The sequence below is a fragment of the Chthoniobacter flavus Ellin428 genome, assembly GCF_000173075.1.
In the GTDB taxonomy this organism is placed as follows: domain Bacteria; phylum Verrucomicrobiota; class Verrucomicrobiia; order Chthoniobacterales; family Chthoniobacteraceae; genus Chthoniobacter; species Chthoniobacter flavus.
The window spans coordinates 1-23,864 of sequence record NZ_ABVL01000030.1; the positions used below are offsets into that span (position 1 = coordinate 1).

Sequence of the window (23,864 nt, forward strand, 5' to 3'; positions counted from 1 at the left end):
CGAGGTTCCCAGCATCACCCCGCAGGCTTGGGCCAAGGCCCAGCGCCAAGCGCCCGACCTCAAGGCCGCATCATAAGTTGCATAGCGTGAAGCTATGCAATCTACGCGAGCCCGCCGATCGATTGCGTCGTCAACCAAATCCGCATGGAGCCACGGATACCGCTTACGATCCTTCGGTAAGGTCGTGGGATGGCGCGAAGCATTCGAATCCAGTATCCCGGAGCGTTTTACCACGTGATGGCCCGGGGAAATCGTCGGGAGGCGATTTATCGGGATGATGACGACCGGCGCTTTTTCCTCAAAACCCTGGGCGAAGCCTGTGGGCAGACGGGTTGGCGGGTGCATGCTTGGGTGCTGATGAGCAACCACTACCATCTTGTGCTGGAAACGCCGGAGCCCAATTTGGTGGCCGGGATGCAATGGCTGCAAAATACCTATACGCGGCGCTTTAATACCCGGCACCACCTGTGGGGCCGTCTGTTTGGAGATCGATACAAAGCGGTGATAGTCGAGGGGGCTGGATATTATTACGAGACGCTGCTCGACTATGTGCAGCTCAATCCGGTTCGGGCGGGGCTGATCAAGGTCCTGGCTGGACAGAGCGTCCTGGATTATTCTTGGAGCAGCGTGGCCGGTGGTCACGCTCTGGCCCCCAGGCAGCGGCCTGGCTGGCTGGCCAGCAAAGAGGCGTTGGCCGCCTTTGGCTTTGCCGATAGCGTGGCCGGCCGCCGTCGCTGGGTGGAGCGTCTCGACAAACGTGCGGAAAGCGAAGAGCGCGAGCGATGCGGAGTGCCCACGGCGGAAGCGGACCGGGATGCGCGGTGCAGCGACTTGCGCCGGGGCTGGTATTGGGGCAGCGAAGCGTTTGCGGAGCGGATATTGCAATGGGGAGACAAACTCTTGCGCCAGCCGCGCCATCGCAGCGCGAAGGCCAGTTTGGAGAAACGAGCGCACGGCGAACAGGAAGCGCGACGCTTGCTCTCCACCGGGTTGGCTGCGGCCGGACTGGGCGCGGCAGAACTGGCCCGCTTGCCCGGCAGCGATGCTCGCAAAGTAGCCATCGCGAGCGTCATCTGGGAACGCACTACGGTGAGCCTGTCCTGGCTGGCCACCGAATTGAATCTGCGCAGCCCCGCCAATGCCAGCCAGCAAATCCGCCGTCACCGCAGAGAACCACCTCCTTTGCCCAAACCATTGCGGCGCTGGGTCGACCTGTCAAAAAATGTCGCCTGACCCCTATTTCCTCTATTTCCCTATTTCCCCTACTTGGAAGACGCCACGGATCCGACCGGGCCGAAGGATGGTGATCCCAAAAACCATGTCGTCCGCGGCGGCGCCTACACCGCGAACGCCGCCGTCGGCGGGAACTGCCGTTCCGCCGTCCGTCGCCCGACCGAAGCGCTCATGATGAACGGCTTCCGCATGCTCGTGGCCATAGACAAGCCCTGACCAACTCGACGGACAGCCCTCCACGCGTGTGCGGCGCAAGTTCGTTTGCCTGCCAGCCTCAAAGGCTGCCAGCGCATCCGGGATTGCCGCCACGTCCCCTACGTCGCTAATCCTAAAAATATATACTCAGCTACTTACGACAATTCAGTTTTTGGGGTGGGCGCTAAGTGGGCAGTTTCGGAAGATGATCCCTGGAGGTTCTGTAAGTGTGATGTGACGAGACCTCACGCGATGGCGCATGCTGCTGGCCGGCCAGCGCCTGCGCGAATCTTCCGAAACCATTGCCCAAATCGCCGAGACTGTCGGCTATGAGTCCGAGCCTACCTTTTCCCGCGCATTCGCCCGCGAGATGGGTGTCGCGCCTGGAGCCTGGCGCACGAGGAACGACATTCGGCCGCCCCCGCAAGCTTCAGGTAATCGTTGATTTTCCCTGCGTCTTTTTCTCCTCTCATTCGTCATTTCTGATGAGCGGCTTGCTTTGCCTGGCCGTTCGTCGCCATGAACGAACTACAAAATACGCGCCAATCGGGATCGGAAACGGCCGCCGGGACTCGCCTCGACTGTGACTCCGTGCCGGTGAAACGTGAGTCCCATGACGCAATGAAAATCTCGGCTGAACAAATCTGGAATGAATTTTCCGGGCGACTCGGCCAGTTCATTCGCGGCAGAGTGAATGACCCAACGGTTGCGGAGGACATTTTGCACGAGGTATTCGCGAAGTACCAGGTGCGTTGTGACGAGTTTCGCGATCCGGCGAAGGTGCAGGGCTGGCTCTTTCTCGTGGCGCGCAACGCCGTAATCGATCACTACCGCTCGCGCAAGCCGACATCAGAAGTAACCGAGTCGCTGGCCGCGGAGCCGCCGCAGACCCTCGAAATCGCCGAACTGCATGCCGCCTTCCAGCAGCTCATCGATAGTTTGCCGGAGCCATACCGCGAGGTCATCGTGCTCGCAGAACTGGACGGTCTGACTCAAGCACAGCTCGCCAAGCGGTTGGGAATTTCCCTTTCCGCGGCCAAGTCACGGGTGCAGCGAGGGCGCGAGAAATTGAAGGAACTACTGCTCGACTTTTGTCAGCGAGAATTCCGCTGCTTTGGGAGGCATTCCCCCTGTCCGAACGGGCTCATTCCACCGCCGGAAGAGGCAAAAAAGATTCTCCAGCAAATGCGAGCGGAACGAAAAACCCGGTCGCGGGAGTGATCGCCGCGGATTGCCCTTTTTTTACCGAGCCAGACGAGCGTCTTCGGTGCGCTCGTGGCGGCCATACCAAATTCACCGAACAAAAAGCTACCGCTCATGTGCACGTCCAAGTCCTGTTCACGCGCTGAATTCGCCAAATCGAAATCCATTCACCGCATTCTCCTGGCATTGTTGCTGATTCTTCTCGGAGTGGGTGTTTCGCTCCATCTGCGCGCCAGTCACTTTGCCCACTGGTGGGTGCCGGCCGCAGTATTGCTGGTGCTTGGGCATGGGGTGATCCTGGGGGCGGTGGCATGGATGGTGTCGCGCCTGCGCCCACTGCATCCCGAGTCCGCCGCACAAACTCGAAAACATCCGCACGCACACCCGCATCCGTCCGAACACAGCAAGGTGCTGCACCGGCCCCGGCTCTACGATTGGCTGATGCGGGCGCACACCTTCGGCAATGAACGCCGTTTTAGAACCAGTATCCTCCAGATAGCGGAATTGCAGCCGGGTGAAACCGTGCTGGATGTGGGGTGCGGCACAGGCTCGTTGTTGATCGAAGCCGCCAGACAGATGGGTTCCGGCAGCCTGCTGCATGGCGTGGAGCCTTCGTCGGAGATGCTCGCGCATGCCCGGCACAAGGCAAAGGAGTTGATTTCCGAAACTCAATTTGTGCAGGGATCTGCCGACCAGATTCCGTTTCCTGGCAGGTCGTTCGACGTCGTTTTCTGCACCATGGTGCTCCACCATTTGCCCGCCTCCGTGCAAACCGGTGCCATCAAGGAAATGTGCCGCGTTGTCCGCCCTAACGGACGCATCGTCATCATCGATATGCAACCGCCCCGAACGGTTGCTGCCAAACTTTCGATCGTTACTCTCTTTCACAAATTCGGCACGGACGCGACCGCACCGGATTGGCAAAATATCGAACGGGTGCTGCAGCAACGAAACTTCCAGTCCGCGATTTTGCTCCCGATATGGAACGGAGCTGTGGGCGCCATGGTCGCACGGATGCAGACTTCCGAATCCAGGCCCTGATTGGGGCAATAAGCTGCGGGAACCCCGGCAAGGATTCCCGCTACGGGAAAAGGAAGTGGAAGCGCAACGGCTCGCCTCAGTGCACGCCGCCACCTTGCAGTTGCTTTTTTGCCATTTATTGGCGTGCGCTCCGTCTGGAAAGGCAGTATCTCTCGTGAACATCCCTGTGGACGTCTATCCGACAAGAGAAGAAGGTTCTCAGTTGCAAACAACCGCTGTTGGCGGCTTTTGCGTTCAAGGGGATCTGTCCATTGTTGCCGACTTCGAGGCTCAAGCCCTTCCGACGAGATGAAACAGATCAGGCCCATGGATGCGGTGGCGGCCCTCTATTCGGACGGCGATCACGCCCTTTCCGAAGCGATCATCGCCAGCCTCAGCCGCGCGATTTTCGTTGGCGGACATTTCAAACCGGCAGGCCCGGCCAAGAGGGCCCTGGCAAAGTTCAGCTACCGGGTTCTGAAATGGACCACGACGCGCCGGAAGGGCGATGCCGAAAAATACTGCGGGGGCGCCCACCACAACCCGATCCTGGAACGCACGGGGCATCCGTATGCCCGGGCTCTGCTGGACTCATCGCGCGAAGAACACGAGTCGCTCGTCGAGGGCGGCGATCCGATGAACGGCCCGTACATGCTGATTTCACCCGAGATCCGGAAGGCCAGCGATGCCTGGGATCGGATCTTTATGGATTCGGTGCAGAGCAGGGATGTGCAACTTCGATTCGCCTGGGAGACGCAGGCGACCTATGAGGTGGTCAAAAGCCGTCTGCAAAAGGGCGGGGTCGTTCGGGTGAAAGCGTTGGCCGCGGGCACCGGCTTGAGCACGATCATTGTCTATGACCGGCTGATCCGGGATGGGTGTGATCCAGCACGAATGATTTTCGAAATCACCGACCGGGACGAGGCCAGCATCGCCAAGGCCAGGCGGATCCTGACCAAGCTGGAGTCGACCCGTGGCCGCGCTCCCAGCGCGGAATCCGAGGGTGGAATCTCCGCGAGAAGCGAGGACATCTTTGCGGAATCGGCGGAAGAATTGGCCGTTCAGCCGAAGTACGACGTGGTGACGGCGGTGGGCATTCTGGAATATCTGCAAGGCTTCACCTGCGACACGACGGAGCGCTGTTACCGTCTCAAGCAACCCGAGGAGTCGGCGTCGGCGCCGATTTTTGCCACGAAGCTGGACGCCATGACCACGGATTCCGCGTCCCTCATCGTCAATACCTTCCGACCCGACCCCAGCACGCGCATTCTGGAGCTGTTTGGCCGGAGGTTCGATTACCGAACTCGGGAGAATCTGTCCGCGCTGCTGGCCGCCGCGCATTTTCGGGAGTCGCGCCTGGTGGGATCCGGGAACATCTACGACATTGAGGTTTACGAAAAGGCAGCGTCGTAAGCGACGCGCCATTTTGAAGCTCTCCGGGCGAAATTCGAGTGCGTCGGATTGGCTTTCGGCGGCACTTCCACGATGCCTTACAAAAGTATGACCCGCATCTCGGAAAGGCAGCGGAGAAGCCCGCGAATCAGGCAGATAACGCGAATGGGGAAGGGTTCCATTCGTGTCATCCGCGTGATTCGCAGGCTCTTCTTCTCTTGGCACAGAGTTTCAAAAAGATGTGGGTAATGCTGAGGGGGTGGCGGCGTTGGTGGGTTTAGAATTTGCCAGCCCGGGCCATTGGGGATTAGCCTCGGGACGCATTGAGGTTTTCCCTCAACCACCATGGTAACAGCGCCAAACCCGCCAGAAGCGAAGCCGGCTCCGTCAGCGGCGGATGCCAGTTCCACAACTCCGGGGATTTACCGGGTAGTCTCATTCCCGGGTGCGGGCCTGGACACCGTGCTGCAGATGGGCGTGATCCATGCGCTCCTGGTCACGCGGCGCAAGGCGCCGGACATGGTCGCCGGCATTTCCGTAGGCGCGATCACCGCCGCGGCCCTGGCCGAGGTTTTTCACGCCAGCGCGGGAGTGGGAGCGTCGGTCGAGGACGACGAGGAAGTGCGGGTGGCGCGTTTCAACGAGTTGCTCGAAGGGTTTCGCAACGCGCCTTCCACGGTCCTCAAGAGCTTCTTTCCAGACCCGCTGGAAACGAACGCCGCTCACGCGCTCAAGCCGGTGGAGTTGCCGCGCCATTTCAAGGAGGAGCGCGACAGCCGCCAGGAATCCGTGGCCGGGCGGACGGGCTTGATCCGCCTGTTCAATCGTCTCATCCGGCTGCGAGTCAGTGTGAAAGTATTCGCGCAATTGAGCCGCGTGCTGATGGGGTGGCGCGCCGTCAGCGAAGCGCCCTGGAGCCGGCGTTGGTTCATCCGCAGTCGTCTGGTGGTCCGGCTGTGGTGGATTGTTGCCCGAAACATTCTTTCCCTCAGCATGCCCACCAGCCTGCTGGTCAAGGTGGGGCTGAGCGCGATCCTGGGAGTCAATGGGCGCGCGCAGTCCAAGGGAGTGGAAGCCGGGGACATCATGTTCGATCGCTGGTTTTTGCTTCGCCAGTTTTGGGATTATGCCAGCCGGCTCTTCCTGGGAGTGGTCCCTCTGCTGTTGCTCCTGGCGATCGTGCCCGCGCTGCTCTTCCTGGCGCTCTCGGCGTGGTCCGCCATTCCACTGATCCCGCATGTGTCGATCGACGGAGGGGTGCTGTTTTTGCTCGTGCTCATCTGTGTGGTTGCGCTCGTAGCGTGGCTTTCCCTCTTGAGCCGGAAAACCGCTTTTGGCGACCTGCTGAAGCACTACCAGATCTTTGCCGAGCTGGGAGACTCCTACGCGTTAAAGGAGGCACTGGTGCAAAACTTCGACCCATCGTACTACGGCGAGTTTCGGTTTGATGCCAATGTCCGCCGGGCCTTGAAACAGGAGAAGCCCCTGCCGGGCGGATGCGCGAACAAAAAGCCGCTCAAGGCCTACGCCCACGACGTCCCACGCCAGCGCGGCATACGAGTGGTGCCGCTGGCGGCCAATTTGCGCACCGGCAAGCTGGAGGCCATTCCCGCGGGAACATCCATTGTCGATGCCCTGATGTGCGCCTGTGCCGCCGTGCCATTTTTCCGTGCACAAACCGTCAAGAACGGTGCGGAATCGACGACTTTCATTGATGGGACCAGCGTTTCGAATGATCCGATTGTCCCGCTATTCGAGGAGGCCTGCAAAATTCCGAGCAATCCTGCGGAACCTCGGCGGGATCGTCTGCGCATCATTTCGGTGCCGCTTTTGCCTTTAAGACAAGACAAGGATTCCGAGCGGAGGGAGCCCTATGCCGGCCTGGTGGAAGTTATGCTCCGGGCCAAGCGGCTGCTGCGCTTTCAGGACATGCTGGCGGACAAGGGCCTGATTGATCGCATCAACCGGGTGCTCAATGGGAGGCCCGCGACGATTTGCGATGAAAACTGCGAACCCGAGACCTTTCTTCCGACCAAGGTCCGCCTGGTGGCCCCCGACAATTTGCCGGATCTCGGCCTGCGCCTGATGCATGCGGGATCGGCCGGCGAACGACGCAAGCTCATCGACTCCGCCGTGGCCGATGGTTGCCGGGCGATGATGGAGCGTCTGGTGACCGATGCCTTGCCAGACACGCGGACGCTGGAGGAGCGGCGGTTTTTTCTGGAGCCCGATGAAGAGATGCCCGACGAGTGGCCGCATCGTGACGAAAGCAACACGTCCGCCCTTCGGGAGGCGGTCGAGAGCCTGCGAAAGTCCGCGAACACCGTCACCGGGTCCGATGGGAGGGAATACGTCTCCTGCCGGAAATTGATCGCCGCGTGGGGTGGAATGAAACCACTCCCGGGGAGGCGATCCCGTGGATGCGGCCCATCCCCATCCAGGGCCGGGGATTTCCGAGGTTTGCCGCTGCTGCATCACCCGTCACCAGCGAGCTGGTGAAAAAGGAGGCCAGGAGGAGGAGTTTCGACAACATGTGCGACTGCCGCGGAGCACACCGACCCCATTCCGTTCGGACCCGAAACCCGTGGAGGTCAAGAAAGGCCCCGCGGTCGTCTTCCTCTTCAGCGGTGGTGTTTTCCGTGGAGTCTTTCAAGTGGGATTCAGCAATGCCATGAGCGAACTGGGCATCCAGCCGGACGTGGTGGCGGGCGCTTCTGTCGGGACCATTATCGGGGCGTTGACCGGCCGGGTTTTTGAAAGACCGGCCGGGCAGGAGCTCGTGGACCGACAGCGCCAGACCCGGCGCCTTGCCGCGACTTTCCTCACCATCGACCGATTCGTGCTCACCGATCGATTTGCGGATTTCATCCGTCGATTTTCGATTCGCGCGGCGGCGGCCAATTTCTCACCGCGGGATCTGGATCTGGTTTTCCGGCGCTACGAGAAAGACAGCACGTTCACCTTTGGCCGTCGTGCCCGCCGGGTTTTTTCCGGGGTGGAGCGGTTGTTTCATCTCAGCCCTTTTGAGATGCTGCAGCTCGCGCAGATTATCCGGGCGGGCCACTGGCAGGCGGCGGCCAAACAGATCAAGAGGCTCATCCAGGAAATGGTCGATCGCTATGGGGTCGGGCTGGAATTGCTTGGCCCCGAACCGCTGCAACAGCTCATCGACGGCTTTGTTTTCGACCGGAAAACCGACCCGGGCGCCCGTCTCGATCACTTTGGTTTTCCCCTCATCGGCACCACGACGAATTTCACCGACGGCCGGCTCGAGATCCTCCGGCACACCAGCCCTTGGGACCCGCGGTTCACGCAAAGCTTGCTCGCCGGAAGCGCCTTCCCAATGGTCTTCCGTCCACGCTGGTCCTGGGAGGTCTATCGACGCCCCGACCATGTCGCACAGTACGCGGATGGCGGGATCATGGACAATCTCCCCCTTGGCGCCGTGGTCGAGTATCTTTGGGGCAAGGACTCCGCTTCACGCTATGAACGCCGCCCCGAGGTTCCCCATCTCATTCTGACCGCGACGCTCGAACCGGAGAAGGCGGACTGGAGCGGGAAAGAGGATCTCGAAAAGCTCTGCTGGACCGAGATTAGCGCCCGGGCAAAGCAACTGCGTTACAATGGCAAGATCGACAAATTCCAGCGCGGTCAGCGCGATATTCGGCGCATCATTAAACAGCGCGCCGCCGAGGGTGACCCTGATGTTTCTTCGCCCGATCTTCCGCTGAACCTGGACGTGCTCGCGGTGAAACCTCAGTGGCTTTGTGGTACCTTCGCCTTCCATCCGATGCTCGGGTTCAGTCGCAAGAGGCAGACGGAAAGCATCGCTCACGGATGCGCCTCCACGATCTGCGCGGTGGCCGATCATTTCGATCCCGAGAACACCGCTCACGCCATCAATGTCGATTTGCTGAGAAACTGGGCGAGAGGCCGGGGAATCGCCCTGGACCAACTCCCGGAACGGTCCAGCACAGCAGACCACGGAGCGCTCCGCTATGGTCCCGCCGAACTCTCCGCGGCCGAGCAGGAGGAGGGCGCCTGCTGGTTCCGCCGCGCGAATCCCGAGACCGGCCAGCGCCCCGTCTGCCCGTTCCATCCCCGGAGTTCCGCCTGCGGTGAAGGCGAAGAACTCGGCGACGAATTGCACAAGATCTACCTCGCCTGCGGGCGCAGAAAAACACACCAGGCACGCGGCGGCTGAGCCATTCTCAATCGTTAATCGTTAATCGTTAATCGTTAATCGTTAATCGTTAATCGTTAATCGTTAATCGTTAATCCCTCCAGCGTCAGGATTAAGGATCAAGGATTGAAAATTAAGGATTAAGGATTTGAGGATCGGGGTAATTCGCTGCCTTTTCCCCGCGCCTCCATTTCATCGACGGACACTTACTTTTTTGCCACAGTCTCCATCCATTGCGTCCATGAAAACGAGTTTCCGTCTTTGCCTTGCCGCAGTTTGTCTAGCCCTCGCGACGACCAGTTGTGAGAACTATTCCTCCGTCAGCGAGAGACGGCCAGGCTATCATTCGACCACTACCGCCGGTCATTTGATTACCAAGGCGCTCCGGCATTCGGTGAAACCATACGAGCCGCAGATGGGGCGCTACATCGACGCGGCGTCGGCGGCTGCGGCCGTCCTGGAGACAAATCCCGCGGATGCGCAGGCTCTCAAGGATTACAACTATGCGGTGGGCCGGCTGTTCGAGGTGCTTCACGAGTCGGGTTTGGAACCGTGGAAAGCTCCGGTGAAATGCCCAGGGGCCAGCGGAGAGTGGAGTTTCTCCGTCGTTACGGATGGAAAGCCGGAGCACGATCCGTCGCACTACCGCATTATTCCCGCCGACCGCTTCCAGTTCAAAGGCAAGCTGGTCAAGGATCGGACGATCAAAGAGGGGCTGGGCGCGCCGATGATCATCGCCAGCCAAGGCTTCGACCCGACGAAGTTCGACCCGTTCATCATGGGTAAGACGGTCTATTACGGAGTCACTGAAACGCTCCACTTCCAGGGCCGGAATTGCATCGCCTACTACCTCGATCCGCTGGCAACGGAAACTGTGAAGTTTGGCAATCACACCTATCCGGTCGCGGCGGATTTCACGGCACCGATCGGTCTGGCGCTCGCCGAGTTGAAGCCGCGGGGCAAGGAGATCCAGCACTTTTTGAAGCCCAAGGATTTCCTGGAATCGACCCGTCTGGCGAGATTGCAACCGTACGACCCGAAGAAGATTCCCATCCTCGTCATTCACGGTCTCGGAGATTCGCAAGCCACCTGGGCGCCCATGATCGAGGCGCTGCGCGGAGACCCGACCATTCGGCAGCATTACCAGATTTGGTTCTTTAGTTATCCGACCGGATACCCTTACCCTCTCATGGCGGCCATCCTCCGCGACAAGATGGATGCGATCGATGCCCGTTATCCCGATCACAAGCCGATTGTCGTCATCGGCCATAGCATGGGCGGAATGATCGCGCGGGAGTTGATGACGGATAGCGGCCTGGCCATTTGGAATTCCTTTTTTGATACCCCGCCGGACAAGACGCCTCTTTCGCCGGAGGCCCGCATGCTCCTGACCAAGACCCTCATTTTCCACCACCGCACGGATATCTCCCGGGTCATCTATGTCTCCGCTTCCCTCCGCGGCGCGTACCTCGCGACTGGATTCCTCGGCCGTCTGGGGGAGAGTATCATCGGCGCCCCTGCCGATTTAACCGGAGTCGGAAAAGAACTCGCCATGCTGTCAAAACCCCGGGCCACGGACGGCAAGAAGCTCAAACGCGCGCCGAACAGCATCGATGCACTGGATCCCAATAACCGCTTCGTGACCACGATCGACAAGATCCCTCTCGCCAAAGGCATCCCGTATCATTCGATCATCGGCGACCGGGGAAAGGGCGGCCATCTGGACAAGACCGAGCCGCAAAGCTCCGACGGCATCGTGCCGTACTGGAGCAGTCACCTCGACGGCGCGCAAAGCGAAGTGATTGTGCCCAGCGACCATTGGTCCAACCGCAGTCCCCAAGGGATCGCCGAGGTGCGGCGGATCTTGCTGGAACACCTGCAAAAGACGGGAACGGCGGTGGCACCGGCGAAACCAAACGCCAGCGTGGTCTCCCAATGACTTATGAAAGACAATTGGTGGTTGCGGAGTGGCGATGATGAGTTTTGGTCCATCGTTGATTTCGCCACGGCTTTTCCGGAGCAAACGTCCGGGCAATGAAATGATCCGGCAAATGGCTGGCGCGCGGGCGTGACGCCCGCGACATGACAGCCTCCTCTGCTCTCTGCCATTTGCCATCCGCCCCCCCGCTCTCCCCGCGTATCAAAACACCGCGGAGCGGACACAAGAGCGGCCAAGCGGCGGACTATCAACTCTCAACTTTCTGCCATCCGCCATCTGCCTCGTCGATTTCGCGGACCGTCGCGAACGGCCGCATGCGGCGATTTGTCCAATTTTCGTGGCTAAAAGAAGCCATAGGCCACACCCGTCGCGCGGCATTCGAGAAAACCGTCATCAGGGCTTTAAACCTTCGGGATTTTTTCCTCGACGACGACCATCCCACAAAATGCGGCTGTACATCTTCATTCTATGAGCCTCCAGTGTAGATTATGAATTCTGTTCATCATTGTCATTAGCACAATGATGAATTTCGATGCAGCGGAGCCGTTGCATTTGGCATGACGGAAGCTATACGGCCGCGTGATGAAATTTGCCGATCTCAAACGCGCCGGGCACTTCCCTACGCTGCTCGCTGCGTTCCAATGCCAAACCTCCCCGTCAAATCACCGGATGGCATGACCTCAACGCGCTCGAGGCGATTTCCAGCAATCGGGAATAACGGAGCGACACAGACTGTTTTGATGAGACTGCCCAACCGCAGTGCGGCCATCGCCGGCATGGTGCTGACGCTTGGGTCGGCCGCAGCGATTTTCCTCGGCTCCCACGGGCTTCGGGATTTTGATCCCGCTCTGACCGGCTACGCGATCGGCGCGCTCATGGCGGCGTTCGCAGTTGGGTATCGGTTCCTGATCTGGGCGCAGCGGCCGCCGGCGCGCATGTATTTCAAGCGTGGTCTCGAGTTGGTCTTCCGGCCCGCCGGTGCGGCGGCGCTGGCGGAGAAAGCGCCGCGCCAATCAATGCCGCTGCCCCATGGTGCAGGCACGCTCGGCTATGCGCTGGCCCGAAATTTCGTCGCGCAGGAGTTCATCCGGCGGCGCGGCGGGCTCCGTTGGATCATGCACCTGTGCCTCTCGGGTGGCTGCACGCTGGCCTTTGCCATCACGTTTCCGCTGGTGTTCGGCTGGATTCATTTTGAGTCGTTCGCGGACAACGCGGAGATGTATCGCGTGGCGGCATTCGGTGTGAACGTCGACAGCTTTAGCGTTCACAGCTTCAAGGCATTCGTGATGTTCAACCTGCTGAACATCTCCGCGTTGCTCGTGCTCGTCGGCCTTGTCCTGGCCGCTTTCCGGCGCCTGACCGATCCCGGCGAACGCGCCACGCAGAGCTTCGCTGAGGATATCGTGCCGCTGCTCCTCATATTGGCAGTCACCGCGACCGGACTCGCGCTCACGGTGAGCTACAAGTTCCTGGCCGGCCGGGATCACGCCATATGGGCGATCGTGCACATGGTGAGCGTCGTCTCGCTGCTGCTCTACATACCGTTCGGAAAACTCTTCCACATGTTCCAGCGCACGTGCTCGTTGTGCGTGAGCCGTTACAAAAGGGTGGGCGCCACCGGGCTCCGCGCGCACTGCCGTCGCTGCGGCGAGGATTACACGAGCGCGATGCACGTCGCCGATCTCAAGACCGTGCTTGATGAACTCGGCTTCGACTACCGTTTCTCCGGTCCGCAAGGCGAAGTCCACTATCAGGACATCTGTCCTGCCTGCCGTCGCGGCCTCCTGGCGCTCAACCAAGGCAGGACGATCGGTCGCTGACCCAATCCCTCCCTTCATGGCCAAACTCACTTTATCCGAGGAACAATATATCGAGCTTTACGGCCCGACGCCGAACCGCTCGCCAACCTACGATTTTCATGACGGCGAGCCGGACAAGCTCGTGAAAACCCATTGCTGCTTCTGTGGCGTGCAATGCGGCATTCAACTCAAGGTCAAATACAATAAGGTCATTGGGTTCGAACCGTGGGACGAATTTCCGGTCAACCAAGGCAAGCTCTGCCCGAAGGGCGTCCTGCGTTATATGCAGAATGACCACCCGGACCGGCTACTTTCGCCGCTCATCCGGACTGAGGACGGCTTTCGCGCAGCCGGCTGGTATGAATCGCTCAACAAGACGGCGGATTCGCTCAAAGCAATTCAGGACAAACACGGCAAGGACGCCGTCGCCTTCCTCGGCGGCGCCTCAATGACGAACGAAAAGGCCTATCTCAACGGCAAGTTCGCCCGCATTGCGCTCCAGACCGCAAATATCGATTACAACGGGCGTCTCTGCATGGTCAGCGCCGGCGCGGCGAATCGCATGGCCTTCGGCGTCGACCGCGCGGCGAATCCGTGGAGCGACATTTTGCTCGCCAAAACCATCATTCTCACCGGCACGAATCTCGCCGAGTGTTTCCCGATCCTCACCGACTATGTCTGGCGGGCCCGCGACAACGGCGCGAAAATCATCGTGATCGATCCCCGGATCACGCCGATCGGTCGCACGGCCGATCTTTTCCTGCCGGTGCGTCCGGGCCGCGACAGCGCGCTCGCCAATGGCATCCTGCACGTGATGATCGAGCGCGGTTGGACCGACGAGAAGTTCATCGCCGAGCATACGCACGACTTCGACAAAGTCCGCGAACTGGTAAAAAAATACACCCCCGAGGTGACCGAGAAACTTTCCGGCGTCCCGGCGAAAAACATCATCAAAGCGGCGGAGATGTGGGGTCCGGCGGAAACGTCGATGCTGCTGCACGCGCGCGGCATCGAGCACCACACCAAGGGGGTCGAGAACGTTCTCACCTACATCAACCTCGTGCTCGCCACCGGCCGCATCGGCAAACCTGGCTGCGGCTATGGCACCATCACCGGTCAGGGCAACGGCCAGGGCGGCCGCGAACACGGCCAGCGTTGCAATCAACTCCCCGGTGGACGCGACATCAACAAGCCGGAGCACCGGCAGTTCATCGCGGACTTCTGGAAAATCCCGGAACCCGAGCTGCCGAAGCAGGGTCTGACCGCGTGCGAAATCATCGACGCCATCGAGCGCGGTGAGATCAAGGGGCTGCTCTCGATCAGCATCAACCCGCTCGTCTCAATCCCCGACTCGAACCGCACGCGGGCTGCGCTGGAGAAACTCGAGTTCTTCGCGTGCATTGATTTCTTTCTCAGTGAGACGGCCCGTTACGCCGATGTGGTGCTGGCTGGCTCGCTGCAGGAGGAGGATGAAGGCACGGTCACGACCGGGGAGGGGCGTTGCGTGCGCCTGCGCAACTCCGTGCCCCCGCCCGTTGACGCCCGGGTGGACTGGTGGATCATTCGCGAACTCGCCAAGCGGCTGGGCAAAGAGAAGTGGTTCAATTATTCGAAGGCCGAGGAGATTTTCGACGAACTCGCGGCGGCGTCGAAGGGCGGGCCGATCGACTACAGCGGGATGACCTATGAGAAGATCGAAAACAACATGGGCATTTTCTGGCCGTGTCCAGCTCCCGAGCATCCCGGAACGCCGCGCCTGTTCGAGGGCGGAAAATTTCATCATCCCGACGGCAAGGCGAAGTTCCACGCTTACGAATATCGGCCTCCCGCCGAGGACGTGGACGTGGAGTACCCGATCTTTTTCACCACCGGTCGCGTAGTCTCGCAATACCTCAGCGGCACGCAGACGCGGCGCATTGGCGCACTGGTGGATCAGTATCCTGAACCGCTCTGCGAAATCCATCCCTTGCTCGCCACCAAACTCGGAATCGAAAATCGCGACATGGTGAAAGTGAGCACGCGCCGTGGCGAGATCACGCTGCCTGCGCTGGTAGTGCAGACCATCCGGCCCGACACGATTTTCATCCCCTATCATTGGGCGGGTAAGAAGGCTGCCAACCAAGTGACAAACCGCGTGCTCGACCCGATCTCGAAGATTCCCGAGTTCAAAGTCTGCGCCTGCCGTCTGGAGAAAGTCGCCGCCCCGCCGGCGAAGGCCAACGCGGCTTGGCCACCGGTCTCGTTGGAAAACAAATGAATACCGCGTTCCAAGGCAACGAATTCTTTCTCGATCCTTCGCGCTGCATCGGCTGCAAGGCTTGCGTGCAAGCGTGCGCGGAATGCGGCACGCATCGCGGGCAATCGATGATTCACCTGGAATACGTGCATCGTGCGACTGGCGTGCAGACCGCTCCAGTGGTCTGCATGCATTGCGAGGACCCGACTTGCGCGCGCGTCTGCCCGGCGGACGCGATCAAGCAGGATGACCACGGCATCGTCCACAGCGCCGCCAAACCGCGCTGCGTGGCGTGCTCGAACTGCGTCATCGCGTGCCCCTTCGGCGTGCCGAAGATGAAGGTCGAACTCGACCTGATGATGAAGTGTGACATGTGTTACGACCGCACGAGCGTCGGGAAGAAGCCGATGTGCGCAACCGTCTGCCCGAGCGGTGCACTCTACTACGGCCCGCGCGAAACGATCGGAAATCTCCGCCGCGAAACCCCCGTGAACGAATTCCAATTCGGCCGCCAGACGGTCCGCACGAAGGTCAACATCATGACCGCGCCGGACGTGAAGGCGCTTCCCTTCGAGGTGCTGGATTTCCTCCCGTGGGAAGGCAAGGACTTCGACCCCTTCGAACTCTCCCGCCCCGGCGCACCGGACGCCGCGAGCGCTGCCGTCTGGGACGATGCCGGCCTTGGCCCGCGCTGCTCCGGGAACTGCACCTGCCACTGATCACACACGATGTCCGACCAACCTCACTGGAAAGCCAACTTCCCCATCCGCCAGGCCGACGAGCATGAAGTCTCGCGCCGGCAGTTTTGCAAAGTCGCCTGCGGCTCGGCGCTCGCCGTCGGTGCAGGCTGGCTCGCCAGGGACAAACTCTTTCCCGTGCCCGCCGCTACGCAACCCAAACTCGTGGGGCGCATCGAGGAGGTGCCCGTCGGCGGCTACAAACTCTTCCGCTACCCGACTGAGCACCAGCCGTGCATCCTCGTGCGACTCAGCGAAAACCAGTTCGTCGCCTACAGCCAGAGTTGCACGCACCTCATGTGCCCCGTCAATTATCAGCACGAGAAGCGGCAGTTTTACTGCCCCTGCCACGAAGGATTCTTCAGCGCCGAAGATGGTCGCGTGCTCGCCGGACCGCCGCCGCGCCCGCTGCCGAGCTATCCCGTCGAAATCCGCGCCGGCGAAATCTGGGTTAATCCGGCAATCCGCGGCGCATAACTTTCCAGAACCTCGAAGCAACTCGAGTTAGCAACCGACCGAGATCTCCAAATGAACCAAAACAAAACCAAACTGGTAGTCGTGGGCAACGGCATGGCCGGCGCCCGCGTCGTCGAAGAGATATTGAAGCGCGCGTCCGACCGGTTCGAGATCGTGATGTTCGGTGCCGAGCCTTACGGCAATTACAACCGAATCCTGCTGAGCAACGTCCTCAACGGCAGCCAGGCCGCGTCGGAGATCTTCATGAATCCCCTCGCGTGGTATCGCGACAACGGCATCAAGCTTCACGCCGGTGTCCGAGCCACCCGCATCGACCGGCAGCGCAAGGTCGTCATCGGCGCGCCGCTCGAGAAAGACGCGTTGGCTTACGCGGCAGATGCAGCCGCAGTTCCTGACGCCGCGCTGATCGAGGAGCCTTACGATCACGTCATCATCGCCACCGGCTCGAGGCCTTTCGTTCCGCCGATGGAGGGGTTCGGCGGCCCCGGCACGTTCTTGTTCCGTACCCTTGACGATTGTGACCAGATTGCCAATTACGCGAAGACCTGCAAGGAGGCGGCGGTCATCGGTGGCGGGTTGCTCGGGTTGGAAGCGGCGCGCGGACTGCTCACCCACGGTGTGGAAGTCACCGTGCTCGAAGCCGCGCCGCAGTTGATGATCGCCCAACTCGACTTCGAATCGGGTAAGATGTTGCGCGACACCATGGAGGGAATGGGCATTCAGGTGATGTGCGAGAAAATCACGACCAAAATCGTCTACGACGATGGCCGCATCCGCCGCCTGGACTTCAAGGATGGTTCGACCCTCGAGACGGACATGGTCGTGGTGAGCGCCGGCATCCGGCCCATCACGGAGATCGCGGCCGCGTCGGGACTCACCGTGAACAAAGGCATCGTGTGCGACGACCAGATGCGCACCAGCGACCGCGATATTTTCGCCGTCGGCGAGTGTGTCGAACATCGCCACAAGCTCTATGGGCTGGTCGATCCGATCTGGGATCAGGCGAAGACCCTGGCCGATGTGATTACGGGCTTCAATCCGAAGGCCGAGTATCTGGGATCGAGGCTCGGCACCAAACTCAAAGTCATGGGCGTGGAACTGGCGTCGATGGGCGACACCAAGCCATCGCTTCCGGATGACGAAGTGATCGTTTACAGCGAGCCATCGCGCGGCGTTTATAAGAAGATGATCGTCCGGGAAAATCAGATCGCCGGCGCGATTCTGCTGGGCGAAACGGACACTGCGGGAGTGTTGATGCAAATGTTCATGACCGGTGCCGCGGTGCCTTCCCGCCGGGCGGATTTACTGTTCGGCACTTCCAGCGGCATGCCCGTCCTCAGCGTGTTTGACCTTCCCGACCATGCACAGATTTGTAACTGCAACGGCATCAGCAAGGGCGAGATCAAGGAGGCCATCGTAATTGGCAAGTGTCATTCCGTTTCCAAGGTGGGCGCCTGCACCAAAGCTGGGTTGGGCTGCGGCTCGTGCAAGGTGCTCGTCGCCCAACTCATCGAGGCCTACGCCGGCGAGGTCGACGACGATCCGACCGAAGATTATTACGTTCCCGGCGTGCCGCTGGAAAAAGCGCAACTCGTCGCGGAGATCAAAAGGCGCGGCCTCAAGTCGGTCAGCGCCGTTTTCCGCGAACTGGCCGGTGACAAGGAAGATCCCGGCAGCAAAGTCGGCCTCGCCTCGCTGCTGAAAACGCTTTGGCCCGGAGAGTACGACGACGAGCGCGACGCCCGCTTCGTCAACGATCGCGTTCACGCGAACATTCAGAAGGACGGCACGTTTTCAGTGGTTCCGCGCATCTACGGCGGCGTGACATCGCCTGCGGAATTGCGCCGCATTGCCGAGGTCGCGGAAAAATACAACGTGCCGATGGTGAAATTCACCGGCGGCCAGCGCCTAGACCTGCTCGGCGTGAAAAAGGACGACCTGCCGAAGATGTGGAAGGATCTCGGCATCCCCAGCGGGCACGCCTACACGAAGGCGTTCCGCACTTGCAAGAGCTGCGTCGGCACGGACTTCTGCCGTTACGGGGTGGGGGATTCCATCAAGCTTGCCCAGGAAATCGAGCACCGCTTCCAGGGAATCGAATCGCCGCACAAAATGAAACTGGCTACTGCGGGCTGCCCGCGGAATTGCTCCGAGGCTTATGTAAAGGATCTCGGCGCGGTCGCCATTGAGGGCGGCAAATGGGAAATTTATATCGGCGGTGCCGCTGGCGGCAGCGTCCGCAAAGGCGACCTGCTGTGCACCGTCGCAACCCACGCGGATGTGCTCAAATACATGGGCCGGTTCATGCAGTATTACCGCGAACACGGAAAGTACCTCGAACGGACCTACGGCTTCGTCGAGCGCATCGGCATCGAGCCCTTGAAGATGATTCTCGTCGAAGACAGCGAAGGCATTTGCGCGCGTCTGGATGCGGAAATCCAAAAAGCCGTGGATGCTTACAAGGATCCGTGGAAAGAAGCCGAGTTGCCCGCCTATCCCGGCCAATTCAACGGCCCTGAACTGGCTCACGCGCTGGAACTCGCAGAGAACAACGGCTGATTCCCATGAGCACCACCACCATCAATCTCGGCAGCATCGAAAACATTGCGCTCGGCCATGGTCGCTGCTACCTCGTCGGCGACGAAGAAATCGCCGTCTTCCGCCAGCGCAGCGGTCACCTCTTCGCCATCCAGAACCGCTGTCCGCACCGCAACGGCACCCTTTCGGAAGGCGTGATCGGCGCCGGCAAAGTCATCTGCCCGCTGCACTCGCACAAGTTCGACCTGGCCAGCGGAGCCGGCAGCGAGGCTGACGAGTGCGTGAAGGTTTACACCGTGCGCGAACTGGATGGAGATATCGTTCTGACCGTGTGAGCCTCCGGTTCATCGGCGCGCCGGCGGAGGCAACCGGACTCAAGCCAGGGCGCGTTGGAGCAATTCCTTCTCGCGTTCGGAGAATTGCAGCGCGAGGGCCTGTTCCCGTGCTGCGGGTGACATCTTCTTCCACGTCTTTTGCAGGATGCTGACCATTTTTTCGCCCTCGGTTTTGTCGATCAGTTCGGTGAGCTGATGTTGCAACGTCACCAGACAAAGCGCGTCTTCGAGCACCTGGCATTCGGGATCGTGCGCCAGATTCTTTTTTAGATTCAGCTCCTGGACGCGTTCCACCAAGTCTTCCGTATAGCCGACTTCGCGAAGTATCCCGGCGGATTTCGCCGCGTGGAACTGTTTCAATTCCGCGCGCCACTGTAGGTAGCCAGCGCGCGTCATCGGGTAGGATTTTCGCGGTATTACCCATCGGCAAATGTGTTGGCAGCGCGCAGCCAGCAGCAAAGCTTCGGAGGGCGATGAGCACAAACGCCGCACCCAATCAGTGATCCATTTCGAGTAGAGCAATTCGTATGGCAGCGAAGCGCCATCGAAGATCACTAGGTGTGGATCGCACGCGTTTTCGTGATCGAATCTGCGCAACGCTTCGTCAAATCGAGGGCCGTAGTTCATTGCATCGGCCTACGCAATTTAGAGAGGCAGGACGAGCGCTTTCGCGGTCAATGAACCGCACCCAGCCGGGCAGCAGCCTTGGTGAAGCTCAAAGCATCACCAACGGCGAGGAAATATCGAAAATGGCGAAGTTCCATGTAGAGGTCATTATGCCGCAAAGGCATGACCGCTCAACCAATTCGGTATTGGGGATGAACGAGAAGTGGGCGGACAATGCACCGTTCGAAAACTTCGAACCTCTTCCTGTCCCCAGTCCAACCAACTTATGTCCATCTACGACTCTTCAGCTCCGACCCGCCGCCACTTTCTACGCCAACTCGGCTTCGTTACAGCCGCGTTTACTCTCCACGGTGCCTTCGCTCAACAACTCGGACTTCCCGCCGTGGTGCCCAAGGGCCAGCGTGTCTTCTATGTCTCACATAGCCTGATGTGGTATGTGCCGCAGCCCCTTGCCGAAATGGCCGTAGCAGCGGGGATTCGGGGCCATGAAGTGACAGGCGTCCAAGCTATCGGTGCATCCAGAACGTTGCAGCACTGGGACAAGCCCGAACCGAATCAGGCCAAACAAGCCCTGCTAACGGGCAATGTGGACGTGTTCGTGATGTCGCCCATTCAATTTCCCGACGAGGGCGTCGAGAACTTCGTGAGGCTGGGATTGCAGCACAATCCCAACATGCGGTTTGTCGTTCAGCTTTCCTGGGGCGGAGGTGATACGGACAACCAAGATTTTCCCAGGGGGGCGTGGGAAAATGTGGACCGCAACAAAACTCCTGAGCAACTCCAGAGACTCTACGAGCGCAACATTCAAGCGGGGCAAGCACAGGCCGATGAGATCAACAGAAAGTATGGCAAAAACAGGCGGATAATGACTCTGGTGCCAACCGCTCAGGCCCTAGTGGTTTTGCGAACCAAGATATTCAGAAAAGAGATGCCTGGCTTAAATAGTCAAAGCGAACTCTTCGTAAACCCGGCCCACCCTTCACCGCCACTGGAGGCGCTCAATACATACTTGCACTTTGCTGTCCTCTACGGCCAGAGCCCCATTGGATTACCTGTCACGGACAAGCTGAAAAAAGCCAACCGACCAGCGTGGGATGAAAAGTTCGCCAGGAACTTGCAAGAGATCGCGTGGCAGACGGCAGCAAACTATTCCTACAGTGGTATTCATTCCCATTAGCGGAAGGGGCACTCAGGAAACAACACCTCGTCCCGATTCGAGACGGCGACTCAGATGCCTGCAGACGGCATAGAGCTGGCCAGCTTCATGATCGCATCACGATGCCGCTCTAGACATCCATACGGGTGCGGGCGGGTGGTGTGATTCAGATCCGAGATTCTGAAAGAGATTCGATATAGAACTGGCCATCGGTCGCCTGAAGAAGCGCACAACGAATGCGCCAACCCTCGAACATTTGCAGGGCCGCGTGGCGCTCCAAGCGGCGACCACGCCGCGCGCACAGACGAGGTTCTGGCGCTCGCTCACGCCGCTGCAACGGCCGAGCTGTTGAAAGGGAAGTAGATCCCGCCAAACTGCCGCTCATTACGCTCCTCCGAGTTCTTCAGCCAATTGGCGGACGACATCGGAAATGAAATCGTGAAAGCCCCAGCCGATGCCAGCGGTTCGCTCCTCAATGCGAGCCAGCCGATCTGCAAATTGCGGATACAGGGGCCGCGCCTCGCCGCGCAGGAGGACGGCCAACTCTTCCAGGGCTGATTCGATGCTGCTGTAAAACCGCTGGTCAATATTCCCAAACTGGGCGGTGAATTCCGCGCCATTCTCGACATACGTCATCAGCAATTCCGCCGTGCCGGCGGTGTTGCCGGTGGCCTTGCGGTAGTCGCGGATGGCCTTGCGAGCCTCGCCCAGCTTGAGTTCCCCCATGAGGCGCCGGCGGGGAAAGAATTGCTCCACGATCTTCTGCCGATATTTCTCCACGGCCAGGCCGCCGCTTTCTTCGGCCTGACATCGAGCGAGGAGGAAGTGACGATTCTCAGCAGCCGCTTCGTAAAGGTCTTTCACCAAAGCCAGCAACGCGGGCTTCTCCCACGTGGCGAGATGCTGGCGGATGGCGCTCCATTCGCCGGGTTTCTTGCCGGTGGTTTTCATGTTTGGCCTGAGGTGGGTTGAACGCGTAGCAATGAGGGCAAGGATTCAGGCGCGATGGCCAGAGTGATGCTGCGAGCCTGTCCCGCCACTCGGCGGATGAAGCCGCGCCGCTCCAGCGTGAGCACCATCGAATGCACGCTCGGCGGTGTGATCTGGAAAAACCGCTGCATATCCGCTTCCGCCGGGGTGCAGCCGTTCACTAGACTGTATTGGTGAATGTAGGCAAGGAACTGTCCTTGACGTTCGGTAAAAGTGAGGTTCATCGTTTCCGCGAGCCTAATCAGGTTCGTTGAGGGGATTATTGATGTGAGGAATCACCTTCGTCCAGAACAGCGGGACGAGGAATTGATCGAGTTCTTGCTCGTGCTTGGTGGTCCATTGATCGCCGCCGAAAAAGCGGGCGGCTTCGGTGAAGCGGGCGAATAGTTCGGGAGCCAGGGAAAGGACACGGTGAACTCGTCGATCTCCGTGCTGAGCCCTGGAGGGCACGAGCGCTGTCGGCGAGAGCTTGCATTTCAGACACCTCTCCTCGGGGTTGCGCATGCGCCGCTCCTGGTAACGACGTCGCCAGGGCGCTTGAATTCACGCATCTCGCATGAAATTCGGTGCGCGGTTTCGGCGGATGTATTGGCAAAAAAGTGTCGGTAATCAGGGCCAACTCCTGACTATGGATTCGCTCGTGAAGCGGGCATCAACGCAGGTGAAAGGCCCATAGGTACCCAAACACCGCGGAGCGGACACAACAGCGGCCAAGCGGTGGTCTATCAACTATCAACCATCGACTTTCTGCTCTCCGCCCCCCTCCTCCCCGATAGCGATTAATAGTGATTCACAGATCACTGGATAAGACCGTCAATCTTGATGATCCGAATCGAAGGAGATCGGTGCAAAACAGCCAGAAGGTTGCATTTTTAAAGCGCGTTGTCGATGAGTACCAAGGCATGCGCCAATGAGTAACGCTTGCCGCCGCGCTGCGCGGTCTGGCAGCGCATACGGGATTGCCGCCACGTCCCATACGGCTCTGCGGAGTGCGCCTCCGGCGAATTGGAGTGACGCTTCGCGTTAAGCAGTCGAACTGCGTTCTCATCCCGTCTGCTCGCCAGCCGCTGCGCGGTCTGGCAGCGCATACGGGATTCGAACCCGTGTACCAGCCTTGAGAGGGCTGTGTCCTAGGCCTCTAGACGAATGCGCCGTGGGTGAGGGGCCGGAAAGTAGACATACTTCCCCGACTGCACAACTGCTATTTCCGCGGTTGGCGGATTATTGCTTGCGGAAGGTGGCGGGATCGATCGTCGGGGCGATCCGCGTCTGGAAGAAGCGGCCGGTATACTGAGATCTGAGCGCAGCGACCTCTTCCTTGGCCAGTTTCGGGTTGAACTTCGCCATGCGGTCGACGAGGCCGTTGTAGTAATCGATGAAGAGTTTGCGCTGTTCGAAATCAGTAGGGGCGGCGAGGGCCTGCTTGTAGATGGCCTGGAGCTCCGGGTCACGCGCGGCCTTTGTCTTGGCCTGCTGGAGAGCGATCTTTTTCTTCAGCTTATCCTCCTCCGCGGCGGTCTTGTCGCCCAAGGACTTGGCCGCTTTCGTCGCGGCATCTCCCGTGGCGGTAGCGGCCGGGTTCGTGGGTTTTTCCAAGGACTGCTGCGGGGCTTCCGGAATGAGCGGCAGGGAGGTGGCGGGCGCGGGAGCAGGGGCGGGGTTCACCTGGGGAAGCTGCGGCGCGGCTGAGGGCGCCAGGCCGAACGCACTGTCCGGGTCGGCAGCGGTGAGGCGGCCGGCGGCGGAAAGCGCGAAAAGCGTGGCAAGCAGGGGTGTCGTCAGTTTCTTCATGGCGATGAAAGGG

Annotated in this window: 20 protein-coding genes, 1 tRNA gene and 1 pseudogene; 16 read left to right on the forward strand and 6 right to left on the reverse strand. The window is 60.0% G+C overall.

Features of this window, described 5'->3' with window-relative positions; translation table 11 throughout:
* Nucleotides 1-189 precede the first annotated feature (189 nt).
* The 15 genes and pseudogenes from CFE428DRAFT_RS34645 (at nucleotide 190) to nirD (ending at nucleotide 19,287) form a co-directional block, all read left to right on the forward strand.
* Nucleotides 190-1,233: a transposase gene (locus CFE428DRAFT_RS34645; RefSeq protein WP_006983160.1), complete on the forward strand. Its 1,044-nt coding sequence runs from the start codon at nucleotides 190-192 to the stop codon at nucleotides 1,231-1,233.
* 33 nt (nucleotides 1,234-1,266) lie between these two features.
* On the forward strand, nucleotides 1,267-1,449 hold the full coding sequence (locus tag CFE428DRAFT_RS28420) for a hypothetical protein (protein WP_006983161.1): 183 nt from the start codon (nucleotides 1,267-1,269) through the stop codon (nucleotides 1,447-1,449).
* A gap of 235 nt (nucleotides 1,450-1,684) precedes the next feature.
* Nucleotides 1,685-1,873: pseudogene (locus tag CFE428DRAFT_RS41430) on the forward strand (helix-turn-helix domain-containing protein); the annotation flags it as partial.
* Nucleotides 1,874-2,049: 176 nt separating this feature from the next.
* On the forward strand, nucleotides 2,050-2,649 hold the full coding sequence (locus CFE428DRAFT_RS28425; RefSeq protein WP_157447664.1) for a sigma-70 family RNA polymerase sigma factor: 600 nt from the start codon (nucleotides 2,050-2,052) through the stop codon (nucleotides 2,647-2,649).
* A 96-nt stretch (nucleotides 2,650-2,745) separates the two neighbouring features.
* Complete coding sequence (locus CFE428DRAFT_RS34650) at nucleotides 2,746-3,672, forward strand: class I SAM-dependent methyltransferase (protein WP_006983164.1); 927 nt, start codon at nucleotides 2,746-2,748, stop codon at nucleotides 3,670-3,672.
* A 288-nt stretch (nucleotides 3,673-3,960) separates the two neighbouring features.
* Nucleotides 3,961-5,064 (forward strand): hypothetical protein, encoded by a 1,104-nt coding sequence (locus tag CFE428DRAFT_RS28435; RefSeq protein WP_006983165.1) that lies wholly within the window; start codon nucleotides 3,961-3,963, stop codon nucleotides 5,062-5,064.
* Nucleotides 5,065-5,388: 324 nt separating this feature from the next.
* A complete protein-coding gene (locus CFE428DRAFT_RS28440; RefSeq protein ID WP_006983166.1) occupies nucleotides 5,389-7,542 on the forward strand; it encodes a patatin-like phospholipase domain-containing protein in 2,154 nt (717 codons plus the stop codon).
* An 85-nt stretch (nucleotides 7,543-7,627) separates the two neighbouring features.
* A complete protein-coding gene (locus tag CFE428DRAFT_RS28445; protein WP_042725992.1) occupies nucleotides 7,628-9,247 on the forward strand; it encodes a patatin-like phospholipase family protein in 1,620 nt (539 codons plus the stop codon).
* Nucleotides 9,248-9,467: 220 nt separating this feature from the next.
* Entirely contained in the window at nucleotides 9,468-11,165 is a 1,698-nt protein-coding gene (locus CFE428DRAFT_RS28450) for an esterase/lipase family protein (RefSeq protein ID WP_006983168.1), read from the forward strand.
* A gap of 740 nt (nucleotides 11,166-11,905) precedes the next feature.
* Entirely contained in the window at nucleotides 11,906-12,985 is a 1,080-nt protein-coding gene (locus CFE428DRAFT_RS28455; RefSeq protein ID WP_006983169.1) for a hypothetical protein, read from the forward strand.
* 16 nt (nucleotides 12,986-13,001) lie between these two features.
* The gene (locus tag CFE428DRAFT_RS28460) at nucleotides 13,002-15,221 is read left to right on the forward strand and encodes a molybdopterin oxidoreductase family protein (protein ID WP_006983170.1); all 2,220 of its coding nucleotides are present in this window, start codon (nucleotides 13,002-13,004) and stop codon (nucleotides 15,219-15,221) included.
* On the forward strand, nucleotides 15,218-15,919 hold the full coding sequence (locus CFE428DRAFT_RS28465; protein ID WP_006983171.1) for a 4Fe-4S dicluster domain-containing protein: 702 nt from the start codon (nucleotides 15,218-15,220) through the stop codon (nucleotides 15,917-15,919). The genes CFE428DRAFT_RS28460 and CFE428DRAFT_RS28465 overlap by 4 nt, the downstream gene beginning before the upstream one ends.
* 9 nt (nucleotides 15,920-15,928) lie before the next feature.
* Nucleotides 15,929-16,414 (forward strand): QcrA and Rieske domain-containing protein, encoded by a 486-nt coding sequence (locus CFE428DRAFT_RS28470; protein ID WP_006983172.1) that lies wholly within the window; start codon nucleotides 15,929-15,931, stop codon nucleotides 16,412-16,414.
* A gap of 51 nt (nucleotides 16,415-16,465) precedes the next feature.
* A complete protein-coding gene (nirB, locus tag CFE428DRAFT_RS28475; protein WP_006983173.1) occupies nucleotides 16,466-18,973 on the forward strand; it encodes a nitrite reductase large subunit NirB in 2,508 nt (835 codons plus the stop codon).
* Nucleotides 18,974-18,978: 5 nt separating this feature from the next.
* Nucleotides 18,979-19,287 carry a nitrite reductase small subunit NirD gene (gene nirD, locus CFE428DRAFT_RS28480; protein WP_006983174.1) on the forward strand — a complete coding sequence of 103 codons (309 nt, stop codon included), beginning with the start codon at nucleotides 18,979-18,981 and terminating at the stop codon, nucleotides 19,285-19,287.
* Nucleotides 19,288-19,326: 39 nt separating this feature from the next.
* On the opposite strand, the gene CFE428DRAFT_RS28485 is transcribed toward nirD, so the two are convergent.
* On the reverse strand, nucleotides 19,327-19,914 hold the full coding sequence (locus CFE428DRAFT_RS28485; RefSeq protein ID WP_042725993.1) for a DUF4202 domain-containing protein: 588 nt from the start codon (nucleotides 19,912-19,914) through the stop codon (nucleotides 19,327-19,329).
* 265 nt (nucleotides 19,915-20,179) lie between these two features.
* On the opposite strand from CFE428DRAFT_RS28485, the gene CFE428DRAFT_RS28490 reads away from it, so the two are divergent.
* Entirely contained in the window at nucleotides 20,180-21,091 is a 912-nt protein-coding gene (locus CFE428DRAFT_RS28490; RefSeq protein WP_006983176.1) for a hypothetical protein, read from the forward strand.
* A 363-nt stretch (nucleotides 21,092-21,454) separates the two neighbouring features.
* Here the strand turns inward: CFE428DRAFT_RS28490 and CFE428DRAFT_RS28495 are convergent, their stop codons facing one another.
* From CFE428DRAFT_RS28495 to CFE428DRAFT_RS28515, 5 genes are all read right to left on the reverse strand, one after another.
* On the reverse strand, nucleotides 21,455-22,021 hold the full coding sequence (locus CFE428DRAFT_RS28495; protein ID WP_006983178.1) for a hypothetical protein: 567 nt from the start codon (nucleotides 22,019-22,021) through the stop codon (nucleotides 21,455-21,457).
* Nucleotides 22,018-22,284 (reverse strand): LexA family protein, encoded by a 267-nt coding sequence (locus tag CFE428DRAFT_RS28500; protein WP_006983179.1) that lies wholly within the window; start codon nucleotides 22,282-22,284, stop codon nucleotides 22,018-22,020. The genes CFE428DRAFT_RS28495 and CFE428DRAFT_RS28500 overlap by 4 nt, the downstream gene beginning before the upstream one ends.
* Nucleotides 22,285-22,297: 13 nt before the next feature.
* Nucleotides 22,298-22,510 carry a hypothetical protein gene (locus tag CFE428DRAFT_RS28505; protein ID WP_131989455.1) on the reverse strand — a complete coding sequence of 71 codons (213 nt, stop codon included), beginning with the start codon at nucleotides 22,508-22,510 and terminating at the stop codon, nucleotides 22,298-22,300.
* Nucleotides 22,511-23,137: 627 nt separating this feature from the next.
* Nucleotides 23,138-23,213 (reverse strand) — tRNA-Glu (locus tag CFE428DRAFT_RS28510).
* A gap of 68 nt (nucleotides 23,214-23,281) precedes the next feature.
* The gene (locus CFE428DRAFT_RS28515; RefSeq protein WP_131989454.1) at nucleotides 23,282-23,851 is read right to left on the reverse strand and encodes a hypothetical protein; all 570 of its coding nucleotides are present in this window, start codon (nucleotides 23,849-23,851) and stop codon (nucleotides 23,282-23,284) included.
* Between the last annotated feature and the right edge of the window lie 13 nt (nucleotides 23,852-23,864).